Origin of the sequence: Caloramator sp. ALD01 (assembly GCF_000472625.1) — a bacterium.
Taxonomy (GTDB): domain Bacteria; phylum Bacillota; class Clostridia; order Clostridiales; family Caloramatoraceae; genus Thermobrachium; species Thermobrachium proteoclasticum.
This window is the reverse complement of sequence record NZ_AXAA01000019.1, coordinates 1-25,015: the sequence shown is the minus strand read 5'-3', so window position 1 is coordinate 25,015 and position 25,015 is coordinate 1. Positions and strand designations below refer to the sequence as shown.

The following is a 25,015-nucleotide window of genomic DNA, read 5'->3' as shown; positions in this document are numbered from 1 at the left end:
TTAAAACAACAAAGGAGTGAATTCTACTTATGTATATTCGACAAGAACCCTTCTTATCCTTTTAAGAAATAAGAAAATTTCAACCAGAAACAAAAATTCAAATGGTTTTATCCCAATTAGATAAAAGTAAATCTTACTAAATCTAACCATGAGAGAGGTCTGAAGGGCTATGAAGTAACAAATCTTCTCCATGCATTGATTGCTATGCAAGTACAGAAAATCAAAAATATACATGGTCTCATAGAAAGACTTAACTCAGATCCTGCTTTAAGATACTACTGTGGCTTAGATATTAAAAAAAAAGCACCTTCAGAATCAACCTTTAGTAGGTTTCTTGATAAACTTTCCTTGTCTGATTATTTCCAAAAGGAATTTAAAAACTTATTTTTAAAAGCTAAAAAATTTGGTATCATTGATGAAACCGAAGTAGCAATAGATTCTACAAAACTTGATTCCTTCGAAAGTCAAAAACCTAAGTCTAATATTGAGAACAATGATATTTCCCCTTATTTGGGAAAGAAAAAGGATACAGATGGCAATGATGTTAAATGGTTTGGTTGGAAGGCTCACATACCTGCTTATTGCAAAAGCGAGCTTCCGCTCAATGTAATCATTACACCTGCAAGCAAAAATGATAGTATTTTAGCAATAACTTCAATGAAACAGCTCAAAGTATTCTATAATTCAGTATTTACACCAAACTATTATATAATGGATTCTATATATGATATAGATGATAACTATAACTATAACTATATCATCAAAGAAACCAAAGGCCAGTCTATCATAGCTTTCAATAAAAGAGGGAACTATGTTCCACCTGAAGCAATGGATGATAACCTCCATCCAATATGCTCGTTAGGTTACAAATTAACATATTAGGGCAAGGATGGTTACTATCTCAAATTCTGGTGTCCTCAAGCCATAGTCCAAATAAACTGCTTAAAAGGAATGAATTTGTGTAGTAGCTCTAACTATGGTTATTGCCTCAAAGTAAACTATATAAATAACCATAGATTCTTTAGTTATCCTATTAGAGGCTCTGAAAAATGGCAAAATCTTTATGATAAAAAAACTCTATAGAAGGATGTAATAGTAGATTAAAAGATTATCTTAATATGAATAATATAATGTCTTCTGAGCTTCATAAGGCTTGGGTATTATTAAATTTTATAACATTAATTGCAGGAACAATTGCTATAAACACTAAAAAACATTATCCACATTAGCATAAAGCAATTTTATATATTTTCAAATTATCCACAAAAAATTTGAATAGCTTATTAAAGTGCACTTAAAATCATTTAAGATTATACATATTGAGGAAATTAAATATTTTTTAATTGTGCAATTTCCTCATTTACATCACCAATAAAAGATTGAACTTTTCTATTTCACTCTTTTAATCTTAGTTTTATAAAACCAGTAAATATTTAATCCCCAAAAGGCCATAAACGTTGAAGGTGTGGATAATATCTGATTATTAGCTGGAAAATAAAAAAAACAAATAACCAGTAGGCAGAATATAACAGATGTTATTGGATCTTTATTTCTAATACTTCTGTAACAAACAATAGCATAATACTTTCCTAACAGAAACATTATAACTAATACTCCTAAATATGATACATCATTTGCTAACCAAGAGTATATACTATGCCAATTAATAAAAGGATCCCAACCCTTGTAAGCTATTCGAGCTTGATAGGTATACTTCCATAAATCTAAATTGAATAATTCTTGAAAATTAGCAATTAAAAAATAAGAATTCCCTATTCCAAACATTGGTATAAAAGGTTCATTTAAAGTTAAAGAAAGTCCGTAATACCCCTGTGTTAAATATTGAGTTATATAGACTAATAACGGTTGAAATGCTATTGGTGTAACTTTTATTAAAGGAGATTCCAAATTTATTTCAGTGTTATTTGTTATAGCTGAAACTATATAGTAACTATTATTAAGTCTTGAAGACACATTATTTTGAAATAAAAATAATCCAATCATTATTAATACTGTAGTTATTACTACTACTCGAATATGTTTACTTCGTTTTGAAGTCATTATTGTGACTGCACTACACATTTTTTGCCATTGTTTTAAAAATAAAATAGCTATAATAATTAAAATTAATTCAACTATACCTTTATTTGTACCAATAGATACCCAACGAATAATTTCAATGATAATTGTCATTATTATTAAGGTTTTATTTACAAAGCTTAATTGTTTGTAATATATAATAGATAATGGTAAAACTGGCCAAAGTACAGGAGACATAAGCGTATAAATAGGTGCTAGTATCTTACCTCCAAATATTTTCTCATTTGTAAATTTAGAATTATACATTACTCCTGGATCAGTTATACCTTTATAAAAACTATTAATTATATCATATATTGAAAATGAAGAAATTCCTATAGTTCTAATTAAAAACATGCATGAGATTATTAAATTAATAACAATTAATACTTTTAGCCACTTAAGTATAACTTTCTCATCATAACTTATTCCTGGATATTTAAAAATTGCATCTTTTTTATACATCTTTTTTATTGTTTTTGTATATCCTATATATATTAATCCTTGAGATAAGAGTAAAAATATATAAAATTCAATGGGATTCTCTGTTCTCCACTCAAGTGGCCCCCAAGTATATAAAATAATTAAACATATAAAATATAACATCACAATTTTTATTGGTTTATATAATATTCTTCCAACAATCCTTTCATTATTTTTAGAATTCATATTTAATTAAATATCCCCTTCCTAATAAATATACAAACAATAAATTTTTATACTGACTTTTTTTCATTGCTAAATTTAAAACGAGATTTTGAATCTTACACATATATACATATGCCAAAATTTCATATTTCTAAAGCATTAAAAATACTTAATTTTTAGTAATACAAAAATGAAATTCGTCCTATATGTCAAATATAATAAGTAGCACAAAAATCTCCAACAAAGGAGTGAATCCTACTTATATATTTTCGACAAGAATGCTTATTTTCCTTCGAATAAATATTAAAGTTTCAAAAAGAAAATAAACTAAAAATAATTTTATCTCAACTTGATTTCAGCAGTTTAAAATATAAGCTAAATAAGCCTGCTATTATACTTAGGAGTTTTAACAATTTCATCAATTAAATCAACTTTAATTAATTCATCACCTTCTTTAATGTTTCCTAACTCTACGAGCTTTTTCTCATATTCATTAATGTATTTTCTGATAGTTTCTCTTGATATACCAGTTTCTCTACTTATCTGCCTTTGAGATTTACCGTTTCTAATATACTCTAAAATTATTTCTTGTTTATCCTTCAACTTTATCACCTTCAACACTTCCTCTTATGTTATTATGTTATCCTTTCCATAAGAGAAAGTATCTATTCCATGTAGCCTAATTTTCAATTATATTTCTGGCCTAGTATTAGGTTATACTAAACAAAATGCACACTTCTAATCTTTTAAAATTTACATTCGAATATATTTTATTTTTTTGAATGTAATTTGAATATTGTATATGGAATCAAGTATATAAATTTTGAAAATATCTCAATCTTTTTCTCACTTTTAATAATTTTTTTATTCACAGCATAAACCACCTTATTGAGTAAACTTGTAATTTTATATGCAATAATAATTGGTTTTGGTAATATTTTTAAAGTTTCTTTATCACTCTTTATTTCATTCCATATATCTGCTTTATGATCAATCTGTACTTTTGCTCTAAATCCAGCATTTGTTCCTCTAATTCTAAATCTTGAATATACCCCTTCAATATAACCTAATGGATACTTTTTAGCAATTTGTTTAAAAAAAAACATATCTTGTCCATATCTTTTTTCTATTGGAAAACGAATATTATCTTCCATAAGAATACTTCTTAACACAACCACACATGATGTTTGAACTTTAAAAGATATAAAACACTCCCTATATACATCGCCCGAATAGATTTTTGTATTAACTAATTTTGTCTTAGATTTATTTTGCCAAAACATCTCATATGAATGTTGGCTCCAAACATATTTTTTCGATTCCATTTCTCTTATTTGTACAGATAATTTGTCAGGTAACCATAAATCATCAGAATCTAAAAATGCTATATACTTACCCGATGCTTTTTCTATACCTAAATTTCTTGCTGAAGCTGGTCCACCATTTTCTTTATTTATTATTTTAATATTTAGATCATAAATTTTATTAATACAGCTAATATTTTCTTTAGAACCATCATTTATAACTAAAACTTCTATATTTTTGTACGTCTGTTTTTGTACGCTATTTAATGCTTCCCTGAGCCAATCTATTCCTGAATAAAAAGGTATTATTACACTAACTAATGGTTTCTCCATATTATTTTTTCCCCCATACAACTCTATTTACATAATCAGTATAAGATAGTATTATTCTTAACACCTTATCTGACACATTAGGCATACTATAATCTCTAACTAATCTTAATGTATCTTTCTTTTGAGTTTCTAAAACTTCAAGTGCTTGTAATATTCTTTCCTTCTTTAATCCAACCATCATAACAGAAGCCTCTTCCATTGCTTCTGGTCTTTCGTGAGCTTGTCTTATATTTAATGCTCTTAAGCCTAAAATTGATGATTCTTCACTTATTGTTCCACTATCACTCAAAACTGCCTTTGCATTAATTTGTAGTTTTACATAATCATTAAATCCTAGTGGTTTTAGTGTTTGAATTAATGGATTGAATTTTATTCCTTTTGCTTCAATCATCTTTCTTGTTCTTGGGTGAGTACTTACTATCACAGGTAAATTATATTTTTCAGCAATAGCATTAAGGCTTTCTACTAAATCCATAAAGTTTTCTTCTGAGTTTATGTTTTCTTCCCTATGAGCAGAAACTACAAAATATTTTCCTTCTTCAAGTCCAAGTCTTTCAAGCACATTTGATTTTTCAATGTCCTTCATTTTAGCCTGAATTACTTCATACATTGGGCTACCTGTTTTTATTATTCTATCTATTGGGAATCCTTCTCTTATTAGATATTCCCTTGCTATATCACTATAGGTTAAATTAATGTCTGCTATATGGTCTACAATTCTTCTATTTGTTTCTTCTGGTACCCTTTGATCAAAACATCTATTTCCTGCTTCCATATGGAATATTGGTATATGTCTTCTCTTTGCTGCTATTGCACAAAGACAACTGTTTGTATCTCCAAGTACAAGAAGTGCATCTGGCTTTTCCTTTTCTAAAATTGGATCTATTTTTATCAGTATATTTCCTATTGTTTCAACTGCTGTTCCTGTTGCCGCATCAAGGAAATAATCTGGCTTTTTTAATTCTAAATCTTTAAAAAACACTTCATTTAATTCATAATCATAATTTTGTCCTGTATGAACTAATATATGGTCGATTGCTTCTGATTCTTCAAGTTTCTTTATAACTTGTGAAAGTCTTATTATTTCAGGTCTTGTTCCAACAACTGTCATAACCTTAAGCCTTTTCATATCTTATACCTCCAAATAGTATGTATCTGGCTTTTCTTTATCAAATGGTTCGTTTGCCCACATTATTGTAACCATATCTGTATCTCCAAGGTTCTCTATATTGTGTGTATATCCTGGTGGTATATCAACTACCTCTAATTTATCACCACTTACATAATACTCTATAACTTCATCTGAATCAATCCTTCTAAATCTAATTACACCTTTTCCACTTACAACAAGAAATTTTTCATTTTTAGTATGGTGCCAATGATTACCCTTTGTAATTCCAGGCTTTGAAATATTGACAGATACCTGTCCCTTATCTATAGTTCTTATAAATTCGGTAAATGAGCCTCTATTATCAACATTCATTTTTAATTCATAACTAAACTTATCCTTTGGTAAATAACTAAGATAGGTACTATAAAGTTTCTTTGTAAATTCATCACTCATATTAGGAATGGTTCTTTCTTCTCTACTCTTCTTGAAAGAATATATAAGTTCTGCAATCTGCCCTAAAGAAGCTGTATATGTTTTTGATACTTCACAAAATTCCCCCACTCTATTTTCTTTACCTTCCAAAGCGTTTATAAAATCTTCTACCACATCATCAATATATGCAAGAATTAAGACAACATTTGGATCATTTATCTTTATAGGTAAATCATTTGCTATATTATGGCAAAATGTTGCAACTGCACTATTATAGTTTGGTCTGCACCATTTACCAAATAGATTAGGTAATCTATACACTAATGTTTTATTTCCATTTTCTTTTCCAAAATTAAATACTAAATCCTCACCTGCTTTTTTGCTTCTTCCATAAGGATTGTCAAGCTTCGCTTGTATTGAAGAAGTAATTAATATAGGTGATTTATTGTTATACCTCTTTAATAGAGTTAATAATTCACTAGTGAATCCAAAATTACCTTGCATAAATTCTTCTTCATTTTGTGGTCTATTAACACCAGCTAAGTGATAAATAAAGTCACATTCTTTAACATATCCTTCTAACAAATTTTTATCAGTATCAATATCATATTCAAATATGTTATTGTATCCTCTATTTTTTAGCTCAGCTATGAGATTTTTACCTACAAACCCTTTAGCTCCAGTAACCAGTATATTCATAACTATCCTGCCTTTCTTGTAATAAGTTATTTTGTTGCAGCAGCTTCTTTATAAGTTTTCCAAGATTCTAATTCTTCTTGTATATAGTCAAGTTGTAATAATTTCTCTTTGATTTGTTCAACATTTAGAATTTCTGTATTATGTGAATTATACTCTTGTTCAATAGATAGTTTTTCTTCACCTTCCACAAAATACTTATCATAATTTAAATCTCTTTTATCGGCAGGTACCCTAAAGAAATTTCCCATATCTACGGCATGTAGATATTCTTCTTTAGTTAGTAGTGTTTCATATAGTTTTTCTCCGTGTCTTGTTCCTATTATTTTTATTTCATTATCAGCATCAAACAATTCTTTTATTGCTTGTGCTAAATCTCTTATTGTACACGCTGGTGCCTTTTGAACCATAATATCCCCAGCCTCAGCATGATTGAAGGCAAATACAACTAATTCAACAGCCTCTTCAAGGCTCATCAAAAATCTTGTCATATTTGGATTAGTTATAGTTAGTGGTTGTCCATTCTTTATTTGCTCAACAAACAATGGAATTACTGAACCACGTGAAGCCATGACATTTCCATATCTTGTACCACAAATTACTGTTTTATCTGGAGACACTGTTCTTGCCTTTGCTACAAATACCTTTTCCATCATAGCCTTTGAAATTCCCATTGCATTTATTGGATAAGCTGCCTTGTCTGTTGAAAGGCATATAACTTTTTTTACTCCATACTCAATTGCAGCAGTTAAAACATTATCTGTTCCTATTATATTAGTCTTTACTGCTTCCATTGGGAAAAACTCACATGATGGAACTTGTTTCAATGCTGCCGCATGGAAGACATAATCAACCCCATGCATTGCATTTTTTATACTTGCTAAATCTCTAACATCGCCTATATAAAACTTTATTTTATCATTTTTATATAATTTTCTCATATCATCTTGTTTCTTTTCATCTCTTGAAAAAATACGGATTTCTTTAATATCCGTATTAAGAAATCTTTTAAGTACAGCATTACCGAAGGAACCAGTACCACCTGTGATAAGTAGTGTTTTATTGTTAAACATATTAATTTACACCTCCAACTTCTTGAGAGACCATTCCAAAACAGTCATAAAATTATCTTTACTATAATTTTCTAAATAAAATTTTCGGGCATTCTTCCCCATTTCATTTTTTTCATTACTATCACAAAATTTTTTTATCAAATTAGCTAAAGCTTTATAATCTTCTGCTTTACAAGTTAAACCACAATTTGCCTCACTAATAACACGTCTTGTTTCCCCATTAATAGCCCCTATTATTGGTTTACCAGCAGCCATATATGATTGTACTTTACCTGGTAGTGTATAAGACAAAGCTTTATTGTCTTTTAAAGTTATTAGCATTGCATCTGCCATATTATAAAATTTTGGCATTTCCTCAACTGGCTTTCTTCCATAAAATATTATATTTTGAAGTTTCAACCCTTCAGTAAGTTTTTTACATTCATCTAACTTAGATCCATCTCCTACTATATGAAAATAAATATTTTTAATTTCTTTAAGTTCATTTGCTGATTTAATAATTGTTTCTACACTCTGCATATAACCTATGTTTCCAGCAAACACAAAGTTGTATGTTTTATTTTCTGTTGTTGCTACAACTTCTTTAAATGGCTCCTCACATTTTTGTATAAAAAAATCTTCAGCATATTGCGGTAAATGTTTTATATTAACATTATTTATTTGAAGAATATTTTTAAAATAATCTTCAAACATACTTGATGTGACCAAAATCATATCAACAGATTTGTATATCCACTTTGAAATTTTATAAAATATTTTATAAATAATTGAATCCTCTCTTACTCCACCAGCTGATAAACTATCCGGCCATAAATCTAAACAATAAAGCAATATTTTCTTTTTGTGCTTCATTTTATAAACTATTGCTGGGATTGCCATCATTACTGGTGAAAGTTGATTTACAAAAACCACATCAAATTCTTCTTTCATAAATAGTACTTTTAAAGTAGCAGATATTACATAACTTAAGTAATTTAAAAATAATTTTATTTTTGATTTACCTCTCCCTATTTCAAAACATCTTATTATCTTAACCCCATTTAATATTTCTTTTCTTCTATTACCATAACGATATTCTTGAAGTATTATTCCTTCTGGATAGTTTGGCAATCCAGTTAAAACTGTTACATCATGACCTACTTTCAATAGGCTCTCACATATATCTGTTATTCTAAAAGGCTCAGGATAATAATACTGACAAACAACCAATATCTTCATTTACTCTTACTCCTTGTACTATTTATAATCTTATCCCTTCCCCATTCTCACTTCGTCAATATAATTTAATATAGTAAACATTTTAATATTGAACTTTCCATATTAAATTATATTTATTAATCAAATATTTTCAGTAATATTTTATAATATTTTAATTACTCAGCAATGTTAATCTTTTCATTATCTACTTTTAATTTGCCTGTTCCACCTTCAACAACACCCTCGCTTCTTAGAACGCTAAATATTGTTTTAAAAAATATTTTAGTATCAAATAAGAAGCTCATCTTTTGTACATATTCTCCATCAAACTTTGCTTTTATTTCAATTGGTAGTTCATCTCTACCATTTATTTGTGCCCATCCTGTAAGGCCTGGAAAGACATCGTTTGCCCCATATTTATCCCTTTCTGCAATTAAATCATATTGATTCCAAAGAGCTGGTCTTGGGCCAATGATACTCATATCACCCTTTAGAATGTTTATAATTTGTGGTAACTCATCAAGGGATGTTTTTCTTAAGAATTTACCTACCCTCGTGATCCACTTCTCTGGATTTTCTAAAAGGTGTGTTGGTGTATCTTTTGGTGTATCTATTCTCATTGTTCTAAACTTTAATATTTCAAAATGTGTTTTATTAATTCCCACTCTTTTTTGTTTGAAAAATACTGGCCCTTTTGAATCAAGTTTTATTGCGATCATAAGAATTAGAAATATTGGTGATAAAACTATAAGTCCAATAAGTGAAAGTAGAAAATCTATAAATCTTTTTATGTACTTTCGATACATTCAATCATCCTCCTTTTATAGGTTGGAAAGGTGATAACCTCTCCACCTATTCCTCCCCTGCTGCAACCTCATCGTATACCTTATATGTCTCTACTATCTCCTTTAGCTGCTTCTTTATCTTCATAGGTTCTTCGGATTGTAGTGCAAATTTTAGGGCGTCAAGCTTAAGTTTTAGCTCCTCATAATCTATATTTAGTGGTTTTGCAACACATATTTTGCTATTTTGGGTCTTTGTTAGTCCCTCTTCTGATAAGAGGAGTTCTTCATATAGTTTTTCACCTGGTCTTAGGCCTGTTATCTGTATCTTTATGTCCTTCTCTGGTTCAAAACCTGATAGCCTAATTAGGTTGCAGGCCATATCGTATATCTTAACAGGCTCACCCATATCGAGCACAAATATCTCTCCGCCCTTAGCAAAGGCTGCAGATTGAAGAACAAGTTGGCAGGCCTCTGGGATTGTCATAAAGTACCTTGTTATTTCCCTATGGGTTACAGTAACAGGGCCTCCCTTTTCTATCTGTCTTTTAAACAGTGGTATTACAGAGCCGTTGCTTCCAAGCACGTTTCCAAAACGAACTGCAACAAATTCAGTTTTACTTTTCTTTGCAAAGGCTTGTACAATCATTTCTGCTGTTCTCTTTGTTGCACCCATTACATTTGTTGGGTTTACTGCCTTGTCGGTTGAGATTAGTACAAATCTTTTTACGCTGTACTTGTCTGCACATTCAACAAGGTTTAAGGTACCAAATACGTTGTTCTTTACTGCCTCAGATGGGTTGTGTTCCATCAATGGTACGTGCTTGTGAGCTGCTGCGTGGAATACAACATAAGGCCTATATTTTTCAAATATTGTTTCCATCCTCTTTTTATCTCTTATTGAAGCAATTAAAACCTCGATGTCTATGTGGGGATGATTTGCTCTAAGCTCAAGCTCAAGGTCATAGGCGTTGTTTTCGTATATGTCAAGTATTAGAAGCTTTTTAGGGTTAAACCTTATAACCTGCCTACAGAGTTCAGAACCTATAGAGCCTCCTCCACCAGTAACTAAAACAACCTTATCCTCTATGTACTCCTTGATTGCTCTATTATCAAGTTTTATTGGATCCCTCTTTAGAAGGTCCTCAATCTTTACGTCCCTTATTTCCCTAACCCTTTCGGTGTTTGATAAAACCTCATCCATTGAAGGCATTATTTTAACTTCACAGCCTGTGGATTTACATATCTTAATTATCTCCCTCTTGTCGTGTATGTTTAATGTTGGGATTGCTATTATTATTATATCAACTTGATATCTATCTGCAATAGTAGGAATATCATCCCTATTCCCTAATACCCTTGCTGACATTATTGTCTTTCCTATCTTTGCAGGGTCGTCATCAATAAATCCTACAACTTCGTAGTTTAAAAGTATGTTTTGTCTTATCTCCTTTAAAAGAAGAGTTCCTCCAGAACCTGCACCAACTATTAGGGCTCTTTTTTTGCCCTGTGCAAGCTTCTTTGTTGCACCTATGCTCACTCTTCTATATACTCTAAAGCTAAGCCTCAGTAGGTTTGTTAAAAGAGCTGTAAATATTGCATATAAAAGAACAAACCTTGTTTCAAACTGGTTGAAAAGGAAGTTGTTTAAAAGAAGGTTTGTTAGTAAAAATAGAGCGTTTGCAAAGAAGGATGATATAAGTTCATCAACGCTGGCATAATGCCATAGGCTTTTATATAGACCAAATAGTGCATAGGATGCAACTAAAAAAACAGTATTTAGTAATAGATAAGGATTGTTAAAGGAATACTTTATCCTATCTCCATATACAAAGAATGATGCCAAGACTAATGAAATATTTAATAATATGATATCTGATAATATTAAAGTTAAGTATCTATATTTTTTTAGCTTCTCCAATAAAATCACCTTCTCATAATTACTATATCGACCAATGTTACAAAAACTTTAGATGTAATTTTTACCTATTGAATAGGAATCCCTTCTTCTTTTTCTTCTCCTGCTCTTGTCCATAGTAGTAGTGATAGTAATATCCATAATAGCCGCGTCTATTGGTATCAAGCTTATTTAAAACTACACCAAGTATATTTGCACCAACCTTAGTTAGTAGTTCCTTTGCCTTAACAACAGCATCTTTCTCTGCTTCACCTGATGCTACAACAAGTATTGTTCCATCGGCATATTTAGAAAGAACTTGTGCGTCGGTTACCATAAGAACAGGAGGTGTATCTATAATAATGTATTCATAATTTTTTTCAACGTCAGATATAAAGTTTAGCATCTTTTGTGACGATAAAAGTTCTGCGGGATTTGGGGGCTTTGTACCCGATGTTATTATATCAAGGTTTTCAACAGGCCCCTTTGAAATTACGATTTCATATTTTGCTTCACCAACTAAAAGATCAGAAATACCGTATAAATTGGAAATTTTAAGTTTTTTATGTATACTTGGTTTTCGCATATCACAATCAAGTAGAAGCGTTTTATGTCCATTTTGTGCTAATGTTATAGAAAGATTTAATGCTGTTGTGGTTTTGCCCTCACCTGGGGCAGAACTTGTTATGACTATTTTTTTAACCTTTTTATCAAGAGATGAAAATTGTATATTTGTTCTTAAAGTCCTATAGGCCTCTGCTATAGGGCTCTTTGGCTTTTCAACAGTAACTAAATCAATACCAACCATTTAAACCCCCACCTTTAAAAAAATACCCATTTTAGGATGCCTTATTTACCCACATAATGTAAAAATAAAATGTCAATTGATATAAATCCCCCAAAATCTTAAGCTATATACAGACTTGTTTTTTATATTTACTGCTTCAAAAAAACAAACCACCTCCAAATAAAAAATATCTGGTGGTGGGTGCCCTACTATCTCCACCTACTCCAAGGGCCCAGATACAGAGTAAGCTTCACAGATCACCAATCGCTATTTAATGATAACATATGAAATATTTTTGAATAAACTTTTAAATTTTTATAATAATTACGAAATAATTATATATTTCATAATTATAATTTTGTTGCTCTAAAAATATTAAAAATACTTCGTTTTTCTTTGATTTTGTTAAGTTCGCTACATATTTCGACATTTTTTATTAACATTTCAGCATTATATGATAATGTTTGATAATAATCTTTTTTTAATTTATTAAGAATCTTAAGGGCATCTTCAAAGTGTGGGCCTCTTATGTTTTGGGTGTGGGCATCGGTTGCTAAAAAATTAAAGGAGCCATTTTCAGCTATTCTTAGGGCTGTTTTTTTTACGTCCTTTCCAAAAACGCCTGTAAGGCTTGAGGAGTTAATCTGAATTAAGCATCCTTCGTCTATTAGTTTGTTTAAAAAGGTTATATCCTTTATGACATAATGGTATCTCTCGGGGTGGGCGACAACCACTCTATATCCTAAAAGACCTATTTCATATATAAGGTCAAAACCGTAATCAGGAAACCTTCTATAGTCAAACTCCATAAGTATATATCTTGAATCGTTTAGGGTTTGGATTCTTCCCTCCTTAAGGTCCAAAAGTGTGTCCCTTGTGGCATATACTTCACTTCCAGGAAGGATTGTAAAGTCTATGTTTTTTTCCTTTAGCAGGATGTTTACTTTTTCTACTTCCCTCTTTATTACATCTCTTGTGTTTTCAAAGTAGGATGGGTAAAAATGGGGGGTTGCAATAACTTTGTCAACCCCCTGTGATTTATATATTTTTATCATCTCAATTGTCGTATCTATGTTGTCTGCTCCGTCATCTATTTCTGGGAGTAGGTGGCTGTGAATATCTATCATTTTTTAGCACTTCCTTCTTCACCATAATAGTAGTAATAATATCCATAGCCCTTCCTTGATTTTAATTCAAGCTTGTTTAATACAACACCTATTATATTAGCATTTACCTTGTCAAGAAGATCCTTTGCCTTTTTAACAAGTTCCTTTTCAGCCTCACCACTTGATACAACAAGTATAACTCCATCTAAAAAGCTTGAAAGTATTTGTGCATCTGTTACTGCAATAACAGGTGGTGAGTCAAGAAGTATATAGTCAAAGTGATTTTTCATTTCATTTATAAAGTTTTTAAGCTTGTTTGATGCAACAACCTCCGCAGGGTTTGGAGGAAGTATTCCACTTGTTAAGATATAAAGATTGTCGCTGTATTTTTGTATAACCTCAAAGGGATTTTTGTCCTCTATTAATATATTTGTAAGTCCTGTTTGGTTTGAGAGTTTAAACTTTTTATGAACTGTTGGCTTTCTTAGGTCTGCATCAATCAAAAGAACCTTTTTGCCCGACTGTGCCATAACAAGTGCAAGGTTGCCAACAGTTGTGCTCTTACCTTCTCCTGGTGCAGAGCTTGTTACAACTATTGTCTTTATATCCTTATCAAAGGATGAGAACTGTATGTTTGTTCTAAGTGTTCTATAGGATTCGGATATTGGAGATTTTGGATTTTTTTCAACAATAAAATTTGACATATATCATCACCCTATTCTTCTAAATTCTTTGGTATTATTCCTATTACTGGTATATCAAGTAGTTTTTCTATTTCATCTTCTGTTTTTACTGTTGTATCCATATATTCAAGAATAAACACAAGTCCAAGGGATAGCATTACTCCAAGTACAAAGGCGATTGCTATGTTAAGCATCTTTTTTGGCTTAACAGGATTTTGTGGTACTTGTGCTGCATCTACAATTTGTACATTACCGTCTGGGTAGAATCTTTTTGATTCCTCAATAAAGTTCTTAGCGTGAGTATTAAGTGTTAATGCTGCATCCTGTGGGTCCTTTGATTGATATTTTAAAACAAGCATCTGTGTATCTGGTTGTGGTGTTGCAGTTAAATTATTTAGTAATACATCAGCTTGTACATCTTTATTTAATTCCTTTAATGTCTTTTCTGCAACAGTCTTAGACTTTGCAATCTCTGCATAGGTCTTTGATAGTTTTTGAAACATTAAAACTTCGTTGTAGTCTGTTTTTAATGATTCTGCAGTTCTTTCACGTCCAAGGAATATGCTTATCTTTGCTTCATATATTGGAGTTAAAACAAAAAAGCTAAGTAATGCTGAAATTAATGTTGTAATAAGGGTTATTGAAACAATAAGCCATAATCTTTTTTTAATAATTGCAAACAATTCTGTTAAATCCAGCGTCATTTCTTGTTCCATCTTTAGTCCTCCTTTATAAGTTCTAACCACTTTTTGGTTACTTCGTCATCTTTATTAAGCTTTAATGAGAGTTCAAAGGCCTCCTTTGCCTTATCAACTTGTCCTAAATAATAATAGCAAACACCAATGTTTGAAATTATAGTTTGGTCATTGGGCTTTAATTTGAGTGCATCCTTAAAATATTCTAATGCATCTTCAAAATAGGATAAAGATGCAAGGTTTAGTCCTATTTCAATAAGAACCTCAGGCCTCTCTGGTTGGTCCTTTAACATATAGAGGTAGTAAAGAGCCTTTTCGTTTAGATTTAGGTTTCTGTAGCATAGGGCTGTGTAGTATATTGCATTTAGGTTTTGTGGCTCCTCTTCTATTAGTGGAATAAGTATGTTTAGAGCCTCCTTATACTGCTGCTGCTTTATTAAATCTACTGCCCTATCAAAGTTTTCAACCAATTCTATCTTATATAAAAGCTCCTCTGCCTCCTTTTTAGTTATCGGGTAATTTAGGCATTTTCTTAAGTGGTATTTTGCTAAATCTCTGTCGAAATTTAGGTAAAGTAGGGCTAAATTGTAATTGGCGGTGGGGTTTTCTATGTTTGTTTTTAAGACATCCTTTAGGGATTTTTCTATTTCATCCTTAAAGTCTAACCCTGTTTTTGCCTGAAGGTCAAATAAAAGATAAATCCTGTTTATTTGATTTGTTTCACTATTGTTTATTTTTATTAATGTGTTGGCATATATTAGGGATTTTTTTAGGTTGTTTTGCTTATTTTTTTCTATTTGGGATATTATGTAGCTCTCTATTCCATCTATGTTCTTTAGTGTAGATAAATATAGGTCCTTATATTTGAAGTTTTCGTCAACTCCAAGTATGGTAATAATTCCTTCTAATATATATGTTAAATTTATGTTTGATGTACCGCTTAGGGCCATCTCCTTTAGTTTTTCAGCATATATTGGATATTCACCCTTTTTTAATGTGAAGTTATTTTTTATTTTAAAATTTATATCCCTTTCTATTTCAATAAAAAGTATTTTTTCGACTTCTTTTTTTATGTAATCTACGTAATTCAACAAATCACCCCTTTTAGAACTTTAACAAATTATATTTTAATACAAATACATTTATTTTACAATAAAATTTAATATTTTTTTGAAACTAATTAAAAAGCAAAGTGCAGGGTATATATTTTAAATCCTGCACTTTGCTTAAGTTTATTAATGTGTTATTTTATCTTTGCCTTTATTACATATGTATAATTTTTGCCGTCTGCAAGAAGCTGTATATTTCTTGAAATATATCCGTTTGAATCTTGCTTAATGCTTCTTAGTGTTGCAAGTGTTGCACCCTCTACTCCATTATCCTTTATTCCTAACATAGATAGTGATATTTCCTTTGGTTGATAAGCAGTAAGTGAAATTTCTACTCCTAATATACTTACCTTTGCATCCTTATTTGCTGTAAGTACAAGTCTTGTTATTGAGTCTTTATCACTTAGACCTGATAAGTTGAAGCTAAATGTATTTCCAGAAACTGAACCATTTATTATCTTGTTTCCATTTACCTTTAAGCTAACATTTGTTATTGCTGCCTTTACATCCTTTACTGTAAAAACCTTTGAGTAGGCAATTGATTCATATGACTTCTTAACGCCACTTCTTTTTGCCATTACAACTATTTGGTATCTTCCTTCAGCAGTTGCTCTTGTTTTAAATGTAAAGTTTGTTCTTCCATTTACAGCACTTGAGTATTTATCCCTGCTTGTTGTAAATACATCATATATTTTTCCTGTTCTTAAATTCTTCAAGTATGCTCTGTATTGAACATTACCTGCATAATTTGAGTTTACTGTTGCTGTAATTGGTTCATAAACAAGGTAAGTTGATTTAACTGATGATGCTATTGTTGCCTTTGGCAATGCTGTTTTTGCTTGTACACTAATTTCAGTTAATGGAAATACAAAAAAAGTTAGTGCTAAAATTAGTGCAAATAATTTCTTAGTCTTTTTCATTTTTGCCCTCCTTTTTTATGTTTTTTTAATAATTATATTTTATACTGATTTCTATTTTTTTTCAATGCTCTGTATGTAAATTTTGTATAATAATAGCAGAGCTTATAGGCTCTGCACTTCAACTGTATCCTGATTTTTTTCTTCTTTCAAATAATATATTTGTGCTATTGTGGCATTCTCTGAAAGGTCTATTGCAATCTCCTCTGCTATTTCAACATCCTTTAGGGTTACCTTGTAGTTTCCTGTTATGCTGGATAGGTCTATTGTGATGTTCTTTGGTATTCTATCGGCTGGAGCATCAACCTCAACATAGGATATCTCCTTTTGAATTAAAAGGCCTCGGGATTTTAGGTAGTCCTCTCCTGTGTAGTTTATTGGAACCTTTGTATGTACCTTTTTGTTTCCCTCTACCCTTTCAAAGTCAACGTGGAGGACCTTACCATCAATTGGGTCCCTCTGTATATCCTTTATCATTGCATTTTCGTGTTTTCCATCTACGTTAATATCAACTATTGCGTGGGGACCATCCTTTTTTAAGACCTCAAAGACATCCTCCATTGCAATCTCAATATTAAAGTTTTCCCTGTTTAGTCCATATATAACTGCAGGAAGTTTGCCACTTTTTCTAAGCCTATGGTTTTCACTCTTTGAAACCCTTTGCCTAACCTTTGCTTGTATTTGCATTTTTACTCCTCCTTTTTTACAACACTCTACTACATTAGAGGAGTTTTCCCTATAAAGTTATTTTTTATACATTGAATATTATTAAAAATTAAGGAAAAAATTTTATATAGATAATTGCATTTTTATATAGAGTGGAATATAATTATTAAGGTTTCACTTTATAAGAAAGAGGGTGGATATTACATTGTATAAGATGGATCAAACTAAAACACCAATATTTGATGCTTTGATGGAATATGTAAAGAGAGATACTATTCCCTTCCATGTACCTGGGCACAAAAAGGGCGATGGAATGGATAATAAGTTTAAGGAGTTTGTTGGTACAAACATACTTTCAATCGACGTTACTGTATTTAAATTAGTTGATAGCCTGCACCACCCAAAGGGGCCTATAAAGGAGGCAATGATGCTTGCGGCTGATGCCTATGGTTCTGATATGGCCTTTATTTCAATCCACGGAACAAGTGGTGCAATTCAGGCTATGATTATGTCTGTTGTGGGAGAAGGGGATAAGATAATAATCCCAAGAAATGTACATAAATCTGTTACAGCAGGTATTATTTTATCTGGGGCAGTTCCTGTTTATATGCAACCTGAGGTTGATAAAAATCTTGGTATTGCACATAATGTTACACCTGAGACGGTGGAAAAAACTCTTAGGGAAAACCCTGATGCAAAGGCAGTTTTGATTATTAATCCTACATACTATGGTGTTGCAACAGATATTAAGAAAATTGCAGATATTGTACACAGCTACGACATTCCACTTATAGTTGATGAAGCCCACGGACCACACTGTAGTTTTAACGAAAAACTACCTATGTCTGCTATGCAGGCAGGTGCTGATATTTGTGCCCAAAGCACCCATAAGATTATTGGTGCAATGACACAGGCGTCATTTTTACAGGTTAGAGCTGGAAGGGTTGATATAAATAGAGTTCAGCAGATTATGAATCTACTTCAAACAACCAGCCCATCTTACCCTCTTATGGCATCCCTTGATGTTGCAAGAATGCAGATTGCAACAAAAGGAAGGGAGCTTTTAGATAAGGCAATAGAACTTGCAACCTATGCAAGACGTGAGATAAATAAGATACCGGGGCTATACTGCTTTGGTGAGGAGATACTTGGACAGCCTGGAGCCTTTTCCTTTGACCCAACTAAGATTACAGTAAACTGTAAGGGGCTTGGGCTTACAGGATATGAGCTTGACCAAATACTTGCAGATGAATACCATATACAGATGGAGCTATCGGATTTATATAACATACTTGCGGTTGGCTCCTTTGGAGATACTAAGGAAAAGATGGATAAGTTTATATCTGCTCTTAAGGAAATTTCTGATAGATACTATGGAACAAGACCTGCAATAGGAAATGTTCTTGATCTTCCAGGAATTCCAAAGAGGGCTGTTACTCCAAGACAGGCCTTTAATGGTAAAAAGAGATGTGTTCCATTAAAGGAAAGTGTTGGGCTTGTTTCTGCAGAGTTTCTTCTTGCATATCCTCCAGGTATTCCAATTGTATGTCCTGGTGAGATTATAAACGAAGAGGTTATAGATTATGTTCAAGCTCTAAAGGATGCAAACCTATATGTGCAGGGAACTGAAGATCCAAATGTTGAATATATTAAGGTTTTAGAAATGTAGAAGGCAGAGTTTATTCTGCCTTCTACATTTTTTGTCCCATTTATATTATTTACTACATACCATAGACTGACTTTAACTCAAAAAGCAAATCTATGCTGACATTATTAAATAATACCTGCTTAAACTCTTCCTTCTGCTGAGGTGTTAATTTATTATAGAGTGCCTTAACCTTTGGTATATCCTTTGTGTAATCGTATTTAGAAGTTTTAGTCATTGAATTTAATGTATTTTGTATTTGATATATTATCTGCTTCTGCTCTTTTAATTTTAAATTAGATAATGTTTTATCAAGTTGAGAGTTAAGTTTATTTATTAATACAATTTTTTTATTGGAATTTTGAGTTGTAGTATTTGTTTGTTTTTGAGTTTTAGTTTGAGATTGGGTTGTATTTTGTGGACTCTTTTGGTTATTTTCTTCTTGCTTGCTAAAAATCAAGTTTTCCCTTTTTGTAAAATTCACTGTTATTTGTTTTGGTTCTAAATATATTTCTGTTATGTTTACAGGAAATTTTTCCTTTGGAAACTTTATTTTTTCATCTTGTATAAAATCGGTTTGTTTATCCTTTAGAAAATTGAATACTAAGGATTTTGGAACATTGAGTCTTCCTACCTTAAAACTACTTGGGTTAAGATAAATATATTCATTATCTATTTCAAAACTTCCCTTAAGGGAAACCTGTGCTCTATATTTTTGATATAATATTTGGGCTATTAGTTCTATATCTGCATTGCCTATTTTTATATTTGCCTTTTCAATCGATATTTTTGATAAATTTTTGTGCCTTTCTAAGTATGTGTTTATAAAACCATTAATATCATCTTCGGTTGCTGTAATTGTTCCTAATTTTTCTGATTTTATGAACTTGGTCATTAAATCTGTAGACTTTCTCTCTTCAAAGGAATAGGGCTTAGATACAGCAAGAATTGGAAGAGAAATAAGTAATAATATTATTAAGAGTAAAGGTGTTAGTATAAGCCATTTCTTTTTCATATGAAACCTCCTATATTTGTATTTACCATCCTATAATTATACTTTATAAAATAGGTAAAGTTAAAGCCTTTTTAATAGCTTATTTTTATTTAAATATCAAAAATATAACCCACAATAAAGTGGGCTATCTTAATTTGCTTAATTTCTCTTCAACATTTTTTCTATCCATAGAATCAAGGTATTTAATATATTCCTTATCACTCATATCCAGTACTGGTTCATATACGGTTAAAACTTTTTTAAAGTAGTCTATGCCGTAATCGAGTCTATTTAGGCAGTCCATAAGCTCTGTGCCTGATATTCTAAATCTAAGTGATTTTCTTTTTTTGTTTAGGGCTGATCTAACATCGTCTATCTCGTCCTTTGTCTTGGCAATTAGCTTTATCTTTTCAAAATTCTTAAGAAGGGCACCTCTATAGTAGGGCATTATTTCATCTAATATTTTTTTGCTAAAGACAATGTTTTCATTTGATAGGCTGTTTACTTTATCTATTAGTTCCTTAAGTGCCTTGTTGTTTTCTCTCTTTAGATATGTAAGCCTTAAGAAGGCATCCCTTAATTTTTCTGTTTTTTCAAGCCCCTCCGCCTTAAGCGCATCAAGGGCTACAAGCATTTTTTCAAAGTCCTTCTCTTCTCTTTTTAGTTGTTTTTCTTCGGTTACCGCCTTTGGAATTCCTCCGCTGAAAACATCATCAAATAGAACTTCAAATTGATATGCAAGATAAGAGAGCTCCTTAATGTCCCTTTCATCCTCTACCTTTTGTCCATCCTCTGTAACGTATATGTAGCCATTAACAGTTTGGCGTACACTACCTAAAAATACTTTATTAAACTGTATTTCTCTATAGAGCTGACCTTTGTATTCAATGGGTAGTGAAACTCGAGCAACCTCGCTCTTTTTTATATATTTATCTGATATTTCCTTAAACCTTCCCTCTGCCTTTGTAAAAATTAGCATAGTTATCCTCCCTTATGATAGGTATTTGTTACTAATTAATGTTTTTATTTTACCACAATTCTTTTACTTTTCCAATTTATTATTTTGATAAAGGATATACCAATAAGTGCACCCGCAGAATCAATAAATACATCCATAACTCTTGGCCCTCTACCTGGGACAAAATACTGATGTACTTCATCTGATATAGCATATAAAAAACAAAATATAAATGCTATTAAAAACTTGTTTTTTATTTTTATGTGGTTTATGTATAAAAGGGATAGGCTTCCTAAGAACATAAATAAAAAGAAATGGGCATTTTTCCTAACATAAAAATTTAGGCGTTCTCTACCTACCTTTTTATCAATATCCTTTCCTGTTGTTATCTTTACTGTTTCAATTATTTTTCTATTTCTACTATGGGATATATTTGCAGGTTCTGATGATAGGTAAAATATAAATGACATATACAACAATAAAAAAATAAATAGGAATTTACGCTTCATTGCAATCTACCTCATACAGTTTTATTTTATATAATACCCAATATTTGTTATATTATACCATATATTTTTATAAAACATATCAGTTTGTTAGTAAACTTAATTGTTATCTTAAATTAAAAAACTCTTAACAAAGGGATTTAAAATTTAAATATTTATTTATATTTATTGAATCTTGTATTTTGACATAGAAAAAGACCGTAATTCAGGATAGGATGTGTCAAGCTGAGAGGTCATCAGGACTATGCATAGCGGAGGGATGCATATTAATTTACTATATAAATTTTGTTAATTTTATGTTTCTAGATAAAGAAAACTGACAGTCCATATCAAATGTTATATGTGATATGGCTGCCAGTTTTTTTATTTATTGTCCAACTATATAATAAGGTGTTGGGTCTACAGGAACACCATTTTTTCTTATTTCAAAATGTAGGTGAGGACCTGATGATAGACCAGTGTTACCTGATTTTCCAATCATCTGTCCCTTTTCAACAACTTGTCCAACTGAAACGGATATCCTTGAAAGATGGGCATAGGTTGAGGTTAATCCATCCCCGTGGTCTATTATAACTACGTTCCCATAGCTATTCATATACTGTGCTATTATTACCTCACCCTTTGCCATTGCATATATTGGTGTGCCTGTTGGAACTGCAATATCCATACCATTGTGCATTCTTGCATAGCCTAAAACTGGATGCATTCTCATTCCAAAGGGTGATGTTACTTTTGGAATATAGCCTAAGTCGCTTACTTTAATAATACCTGTTTTTGAAAAAGTGCCGAAGTTATTGTTTTTCTTTTGTCTTGCCTGAATCTCCTTTATTTGTTTTTCAAGCAGATTCGATTCCTCCTGTTCAGCCTTTAGTACCCTTTCTAAATATGCCTTGTCATTTTCAAGTTTATCATAAAGCCTTCTTTGTTCCCTGCAGGCCTCATCAAGCTGACTTTTTTGAGATGATAATTCATATTGCATACTCAATAATCTCTGCTGCTTTTGCGTTACCTCTTTTGCTTTGTTTTCTATTTGCTCCTTTTTTTCCGCAATACATTTTAATATGTTTTTGTCATTTTCTACTATTGCCTTTACAATCTCTGCTCGTCCAAAAAAGTCTGAAAAGCTCTGAGAGTCCAATAACACTTCTAAAATACTTGAAGGTCCATTCATATACATAACCTTTATTCTTTCTTTATACAGTTCCTGCTGCTCTTCGTATTCCTTTTCAAGCTGTTTTATTTCTTTATTGAGCTGTTTAATTCTCATTTTAGTGTCTGCTATTTGGTTATCTAAGTTCTCTATGCTATTTTGCAACTTATCTATTTTACTGTTTAGATTATTTATTTCCTTTTCTACATCTTCTTGCTTGTCCTTTACATCATCAATCTTTCCCTTTAGGTTTTCTATGTTTTTCTTTGTTTCATTTAGCTGTTTTTGCTTCTCCTTTAATTCATCAGCCAATACAAAGGAAGATGAAAATGTAAACATTAAAGTCATAAAAACAACAGCAATCCTCTTTTTCAAGAACCATCCCCCCAAACCAATTTTTATACAGATAGGAATCTTCTTATAGAAATATAACTTCCAAATCCTCCAATTAAAGTTCCAAGAAGGCTAAACTGCCACCAAAACTGTTTAACAGCCTCTTGAGGTGGTACTAAAGTAAATATCATTATGTTGTGCTTGATTGCATTTGCTGCATAGGTATATGCATTCTCTACAATAAGTGCGGCTATAAAGCCTCCTATTAGGCCTAAAAGTAAACCTTCTAATATAAATGGCCATCTTATAAACCAATCTGTTGCACCTATATATTTCATTATGCTTATTTCTCTTTTTCTTGCAAAGACAGTTAGCTTTATTGTGTTTGATATTAAGAAGATTGAAATTGTACCTAAAATTATCATTAGGACAGTTGAAGAATATCTAACTATTTTTACAAGCTTTCCTATGGTTTGAACTGTTTTTTTAGCATCCTTTACCTTAAGTACACCCTCTAATTGTGCTATTCTTGGGCTTACATATTCTACGCTGTCTGGGCTGTCAACCTTTATTATAAAGGATGCTGGTAGTGGATTAGATTCTTCAAGGCCCTTTGCAAGGTCCTTATTTTCTCCAAGCTGTTCTTTAAATTTTTCAAGTGCCTTTTCCTTTGATTCATATTCTACACTTACAACACCCTGTATTTCTCTTATTTGTCTCTCAAGCTCCTGCTGTTTTAATGTTGTTACATCATCCTTTAGAAAGGCTGTTATTTCAATCATATCCTCAACATTTGCTGCAAAGCGATTAACGTTTATTGCAAGTGCCATAAAAACACCAAGTATAAATAGTGTTGCTGCAACTGTTGTGATTGATGCAAGACTCATTATTCTGTTTCTATACACACTTTTTAATGATTCTTTTATATAGTACTTTATCGTATTAATCCTCATATCCGTATACACCTCTTTGCTGATCTCTTACTATTACACCCTTTTCTATTGCTATAACTCTCTTTTTCATTCTATCAACAAGATCCTTTGCGTGGGTTACCATAAGAACCGTAGTTCCGCTTTTATTTATATCGTTTATTAGACTCATAATCTCCTGTGCTGTATCTGGGTCAAGGTTTCCTGTTGGCTCATCACATATTAAAAGCTTTGGGTTGTTTACTATTGCTCTTGCAATAGCAACCCTCTGCTGTTCTCCACCTGATAATTGGTGTGGGTAATTTTTTTGTTTGCTATATAATCCAACCATATCTAATACTTGGGGCACCCTCTTTTTTATGTCCTTGTGGCTTGCCTCAACTATTTGCATTGCAAACTCTACATTTTCATAAACTGTTTTATCAGGAAGAAGTCTAAAGTCTTGGAATACTACCCCTATACTTCTTCTGTAATATGGGATTTCTTTTCTTTTTAAATTTGTTATATTTACATTATTTACAACTATATCTCCACTTGTAGGTTCTATCTCCTTCATTAGAAGTTTTAAAATTGTTGATTTACCTGCACCACTTGGTCCAACCAAAAACACAAATTCACCCTTTTGCACTTTAAAATTGACATTTGATAGTGCTATGTGGTTGTTTTTGTAGACCTTTGAAACATTTTTAAGTTCTATCATCAGCAACAACTCCTTATTTCGTCGTATTGTATAATAGTTATATATTTTTCTACAACATATATAATAACATAAATTTGTTTTTTTGTGTGAAAAAATTTTTTAAAAAAGTGCCACCAAGAGCTCCGAAAAAATAGTGGCTTTTAATGACGTTTTTTATAAATATTCAACTTAATTTAATAAAATGCATAAAAAGTTATTAATGTAAAATGCGTAGCATTAAAAATATATTAATATTTGTTAATTCAATCTATATAGGGCTTTGTTTTTGAGCCCTATTTTTATTAT

General features: G+C 31.2%; 24 protein-coding genes. 2 read left to right on the top strand and 22 right to left on the bottom strand.

Annotation, left to right across the window (positions count from 1 at the left end; all coding sequences use genetic code 11):
* Positions 1-120: 120 nt before the first annotated feature.
* Positions 121-882: a transposase gene (locus A3M9_RS0108670; protein ID WP_370882854.1), complete on the top strand. Its 762-nt coding sequence runs from the start codon at positions 121-123 to the stop codon at positions 880-882.
* A gap of 507 nt (positions 883-1,389) precedes the next feature.
* On the opposite strand, the gene A3M9_RS0108665 is transcribed toward A3M9_RS0108670, so the two are convergent.
* The 16 genes from A3M9_RS0108665 to A3M9_RS0108590 form a co-directional block, all read right to left on the bottom strand.
* Complete coding sequence (locus A3M9_RS0108665; RefSeq protein ID WP_027308884.1) at positions 1,390-2,748, bottom strand: hypothetical protein; 1,359 nt, start codon at positions 2,746-2,748, stop codon at positions 1,390-1,392.
* Between the two features lie 354 nt (positions 2,749-3,102).
* Positions 3,103-3,339 carry a helix-turn-helix domain-containing protein gene (locus tag A3M9_RS0108660; RefSeq protein ID WP_027308883.1) on the bottom strand — a complete coding sequence of 79 codons (237 nt, stop codon included), beginning with the start codon at positions 3,337-3,339 and terminating at the stop codon, positions 3,103-3,105.
* Between the two features lie 158 nt (positions 3,340-3,497).
* Positions 3,498-4,364 carry a glycosyltransferase family 2 protein gene (locus A3M9_RS0108655; protein WP_027308882.1) on the bottom strand — a complete coding sequence of 289 codons (867 nt, stop codon included), beginning with the start codon at positions 4,362-4,364 and terminating at the stop codon, positions 3,498-3,500.
* A gap of 1 nt (position 4,365) precedes the next feature.
* A complete protein-coding gene (wecB, locus tag A3M9_RS0108650; RefSeq protein ID WP_027308881.1) occupies positions 4,366-5,493 on the bottom strand; it encodes a non-hydrolyzing UDP-N-acetylglucosamine 2-epimerase in 1,128 nt (375 codons plus the stop codon).
* A 3-nt stretch (positions 5,494-5,496) separates the two neighbouring features.
* Complete coding sequence (locus A3M9_RS0108645; protein ID WP_027308880.1) at positions 5,497-6,606, bottom strand: capsular polysaccharide biosynthesis protein CapF; 1,110 nt, start codon at positions 6,604-6,606, stop codon at positions 5,497-5,499.
* 26 nt (positions 6,607-6,632) lie between these two features.
* Positions 6,633-7,676, bottom strand: a complete 1,044-nt coding sequence (locus tag A3M9_RS0108640) for a nucleoside-diphosphate sugar epimerase/dehydratase (RefSeq protein ID WP_027308879.1) — start codon at positions 7,674-7,676, stop codon at positions 6,633-6,635.
* A gap of 6 nt (positions 7,677-7,682) precedes the next feature.
* Positions 7,683-8,894 (bottom strand): glycosyltransferase family 4 protein, encoded by a 1,212-nt coding sequence (locus A3M9_RS0108635; protein WP_027308878.1) that lies wholly within the window; start codon positions 8,892-8,894, stop codon positions 7,683-7,685.
* Between the two features lie 155 nt (positions 8,895-9,049).
* Complete coding sequence (locus A3M9_RS0108630; protein WP_027308877.1) at positions 9,050-9,679, bottom strand: sugar transferase; 630 nt, start codon at positions 9,677-9,679, stop codon at positions 9,050-9,052.
* A 46-nt stretch (positions 9,680-9,725) separates the two neighbouring features.
* Positions 9,726-11,576 (bottom strand): nucleoside-diphosphate sugar epimerase/dehydratase, encoded by a 1,851-nt coding sequence (locus A3M9_RS0108625; RefSeq protein ID WP_027308876.1) that lies wholly within the window; start codon positions 11,574-11,576, stop codon positions 9,726-9,728.
* Positions 11,577-11,637: 61 nt separating this feature from the next.
* A complete protein-coding gene (locus tag A3M9_RS0108620; protein WP_027308875.1) occupies positions 11,638-12,360 on the bottom strand; it encodes a CpsD/CapB family tyrosine-protein kinase in 723 nt (240 codons plus the stop codon).
* 329 nt (positions 12,361-12,689) lie between these two features.
* Positions 12,690-13,466 carry a tyrosine-protein phosphatase gene (locus A3M9_RS0108615; protein WP_027308874.1) on the bottom strand — a complete coding sequence of 259 codons (777 nt, stop codon included), beginning with the start codon at positions 13,464-13,466 and terminating at the stop codon, positions 12,690-12,692.
* On the bottom strand, positions 13,463-14,149 hold the full coding sequence (locus A3M9_RS0108610) for a CpsD/CapB family tyrosine-protein kinase (RefSeq protein ID WP_027308873.1): 687 nt from the start codon (positions 14,147-14,149) through the stop codon (positions 13,463-13,465). The genes A3M9_RS0108615 and A3M9_RS0108610 overlap by 4 nt, the downstream gene beginning before the upstream one ends.
* A gap of 11 nt (positions 14,150-14,160) precedes the next feature.
* Positions 14,161-14,844 (bottom strand): YveK family protein, encoded by a 684-nt coding sequence (locus A3M9_RS0108605; protein WP_027308872.1) that lies wholly within the window; start codon positions 14,842-14,844, stop codon positions 14,161-14,163.
* A gap of 2 nt (positions 14,845-14,846) precedes the next feature.
* Entirely contained in the window at positions 14,847-15,914 is a 1,068-nt protein-coding gene (locus A3M9_RS0108600) for a tetratricopeptide repeat protein (protein WP_027308871.1), read from the bottom strand.
* Positions 15,915-16,066: 152 nt separating this feature from the next.
* Positions 16,067-16,852, bottom strand: a complete 786-nt coding sequence (locus A3M9_RS0108595; protein WP_027308870.1) for a hypothetical protein — start codon at positions 16,850-16,852, stop codon at positions 16,067-16,069.
* Positions 16,853-16,954: 102 nt separating this feature from the next.
* Complete coding sequence (locus A3M9_RS0108590) at positions 16,955-17,536, bottom strand: 50S ribosomal protein L25 (RefSeq protein ID WP_027308869.1); 582 nt, start codon at positions 17,534-17,536, stop codon at positions 16,955-16,957.
* A 184-nt stretch (positions 17,537-17,720) separates the two neighbouring features.
* Between A3M9_RS0108590 and A3M9_RS0108585 the strand changes: the two genes are divergently transcribed.
* Complete coding sequence (locus A3M9_RS0108585; RefSeq protein ID WP_027308868.1) at positions 17,721-19,184, top strand: aminotransferase class I/II-fold pyridoxal phosphate-dependent enzyme; 1,464 nt, start codon at positions 17,721-17,723, stop codon at positions 19,182-19,184.
* Between the two features lie 52 nt (positions 19,185-19,236).
* Here A3M9_RS0108585 and A3M9_RS0108580 read toward each other — a convergent pair whose 3' ends face one another.
* The 6 genes from A3M9_RS0108580 to ftsE form a co-directional block, all read right to left on the bottom strand.
* Positions 19,237-20,175, bottom strand: coding sequence for a DUF2140 family protein (locus tag A3M9_RS0108580; protein ID WP_027308867.1), 939 nt, complete (start codon positions 20,173-20,175; stop codon positions 19,237-19,239).
* 124 nt (positions 20,176-20,299) lie between these two features.
* Positions 20,300-21,133 carry a hypothetical protein gene (locus tag A3M9_RS0108575; RefSeq protein WP_027308866.1) on the bottom strand — a complete coding sequence of 278 codons (834 nt, stop codon included), beginning with the start codon at positions 21,131-21,133 and terminating at the stop codon, positions 20,300-20,302.
* 44 nt (positions 21,134-21,177) lie between these two features.
* The gene (locus A3M9_RS0108570; protein ID WP_027308865.1) at positions 21,178-21,621 is read right to left on the bottom strand and encodes a VanZ family protein; all 444 of its coding nucleotides are present in this window, start codon (positions 21,619-21,621) and stop codon (positions 21,178-21,180) included.
* Positions 21,622-21,985: 364 nt separating this feature from the next.
* Positions 21,986-23,143, bottom strand: a complete 1,158-nt coding sequence (locus A3M9_RS0108565; RefSeq protein ID WP_027308864.1) for a murein hydrolase activator EnvC — start codon at positions 23,141-23,143, stop codon at positions 21,986-21,988.
* A gap of 23 nt (positions 23,144-23,166) precedes the next feature.
* Positions 23,167-24,054: a permease-like cell division protein FtsX gene (gene ftsX / locus A3M9_RS0108560; RefSeq protein WP_027308863.1), complete on the bottom strand. Its 888-nt coding sequence runs from the start codon at positions 24,052-24,054 to the stop codon at positions 23,167-23,169.
* Positions 24,044-24,730 (bottom strand): cell division ATP-binding protein FtsE, encoded by a 687-nt coding sequence (gene ftsE / locus A3M9_RS0108555; protein WP_027308862.1) that lies wholly within the window; start codon positions 24,728-24,730, stop codon positions 24,044-24,046. Before ftsE ends, ftsX begins: the two co-directional genes overlap by 11 nt.
* Between the last annotated feature and the right edge of the window lie 285 nt (positions 24,731-25,015).

What these genes read in the sequence shown, in the direction of transcription:
- A3M9_RS0108665 (WP_027308884.1), bottom strand. Translation starts at nt 2,748, where the DNA reads ATGAATTCTAAAAATAATGAAAGGATTGTTGGAAGAATATTATATAAA.
- ftsX (WP_027308863.1), bottom strand. Translation starts at nt 24,054, where the DNA reads ATGAGGATTAATACGATAAAGTACTATATAAAAGAATCATTAAAAAGT.
- A3M9_RS0108580 (WP_027308867.1), bottom strand. Translation starts at nt 20,175, where the DNA reads ATGAAAAAGAAATGGCTTATACTAACACCTTTACTCTTAATAATATTA.
- A3M9_RS0108590 (WP_027308869.1), bottom strand. Translation starts at nt 17,536, where the DNA reads ATGCAAATACAAGCAAAGGTTAGGCAAAGGGTTTCAAAGAGTGAAAAC.
- A3M9_RS0108570 (WP_027308865.1), bottom strand. Translation starts at nt 21,621, where the DNA reads ATGAAGCGTAAATTCCTATTTATTTTTTTATTGTTGTATATGTCATTT.
- A3M9_RS0108595 (WP_027308870.1), bottom strand. Translation starts at nt 16,852, where the DNA reads ATGAAAAAGACTAAGAAATTATTTGCACTAATTTTAGCACTAACTTTT.
- A3M9_RS0108575 (WP_027308866.1), bottom strand. Translation starts at nt 21,133, where the DNA reads ATGCTAATTTTTACAAAGGCAGAGGGAAGGTTTAAGGAAATATCAGAT.
- A3M9_RS0108610 (WP_027308873.1), bottom strand. Translation starts at nt 14,149, where the DNA reads ATGTCAAATTTTATTGTTGAAAAAAATCCAAAATCTCCAATATCCGAA.
- A3M9_RS0108655 (WP_027308882.1), bottom strand. Translation starts at nt 4,364, where the DNA reads ATGGAGAAACCATTAGTTAGTGTAATAATACCTTTTTATTCAGGAATA.
- wecB (WP_027308881.1), bottom strand. Translation starts at nt 5,493, where the DNA reads ATGAAAAGGCTTAAGGTTATGACAGTTGTTGGAACAAGACCTGAAATA.
- A3M9_RS0108635 (WP_027308878.1), bottom strand. Translation starts at nt 8,894, where the DNA reads ATGAAGATATTGGTTGTTTGTCAGTATTATTATCCTGAGCCTTTTAGA.
- A3M9_RS0108615 (WP_027308874.1), bottom strand. Translation starts at nt 13,466, where the DNA reads ATGATAGATATTCACAGCCACCTACTCCCAGAAATAGATGACGGAGCA.
- A3M9_RS0108630 (WP_027308877.1), bottom strand. Translation starts at nt 9,679, where the DNA reads ATGTATCGAAAGTACATAAAAAGATTTATAGATTTTCTACTTTCACTT.
- A3M9_RS0108645 (WP_027308880.1), bottom strand. Translation starts at nt 6,606, where the DNA reads ATGAATATACTGGTTACTGGAGCTAAAGGGTTTGTAGGTAAAAATCTC.
- A3M9_RS0108640 (WP_027308879.1), bottom strand. Translation starts at nt 7,676, where the DNA reads ATGTTTAACAATAAAACACTACTTATCACAGGTGGTACTGGTTCCTTC.
- ftsE (WP_027308862.1), bottom strand. Translation starts at nt 24,730, where the DNA reads ATGATAGAACTTAAAAATGTTTCAAAGGTCTACAAAAACAACCACATA.
- A3M9_RS0108605 (WP_027308872.1), bottom strand. Translation starts at nt 14,844, where the DNA reads ATGGAACAAGAAATGACGCTGGATTTAACAGAATTGTTTGCAATTATT.
- A3M9_RS0108620 (WP_027308875.1), bottom strand. Translation starts at nt 12,360, where the DNA reads ATGGTTGGTATTGATTTAGTTACTGTTGAAAAGCCAAAGAGCCCTATA.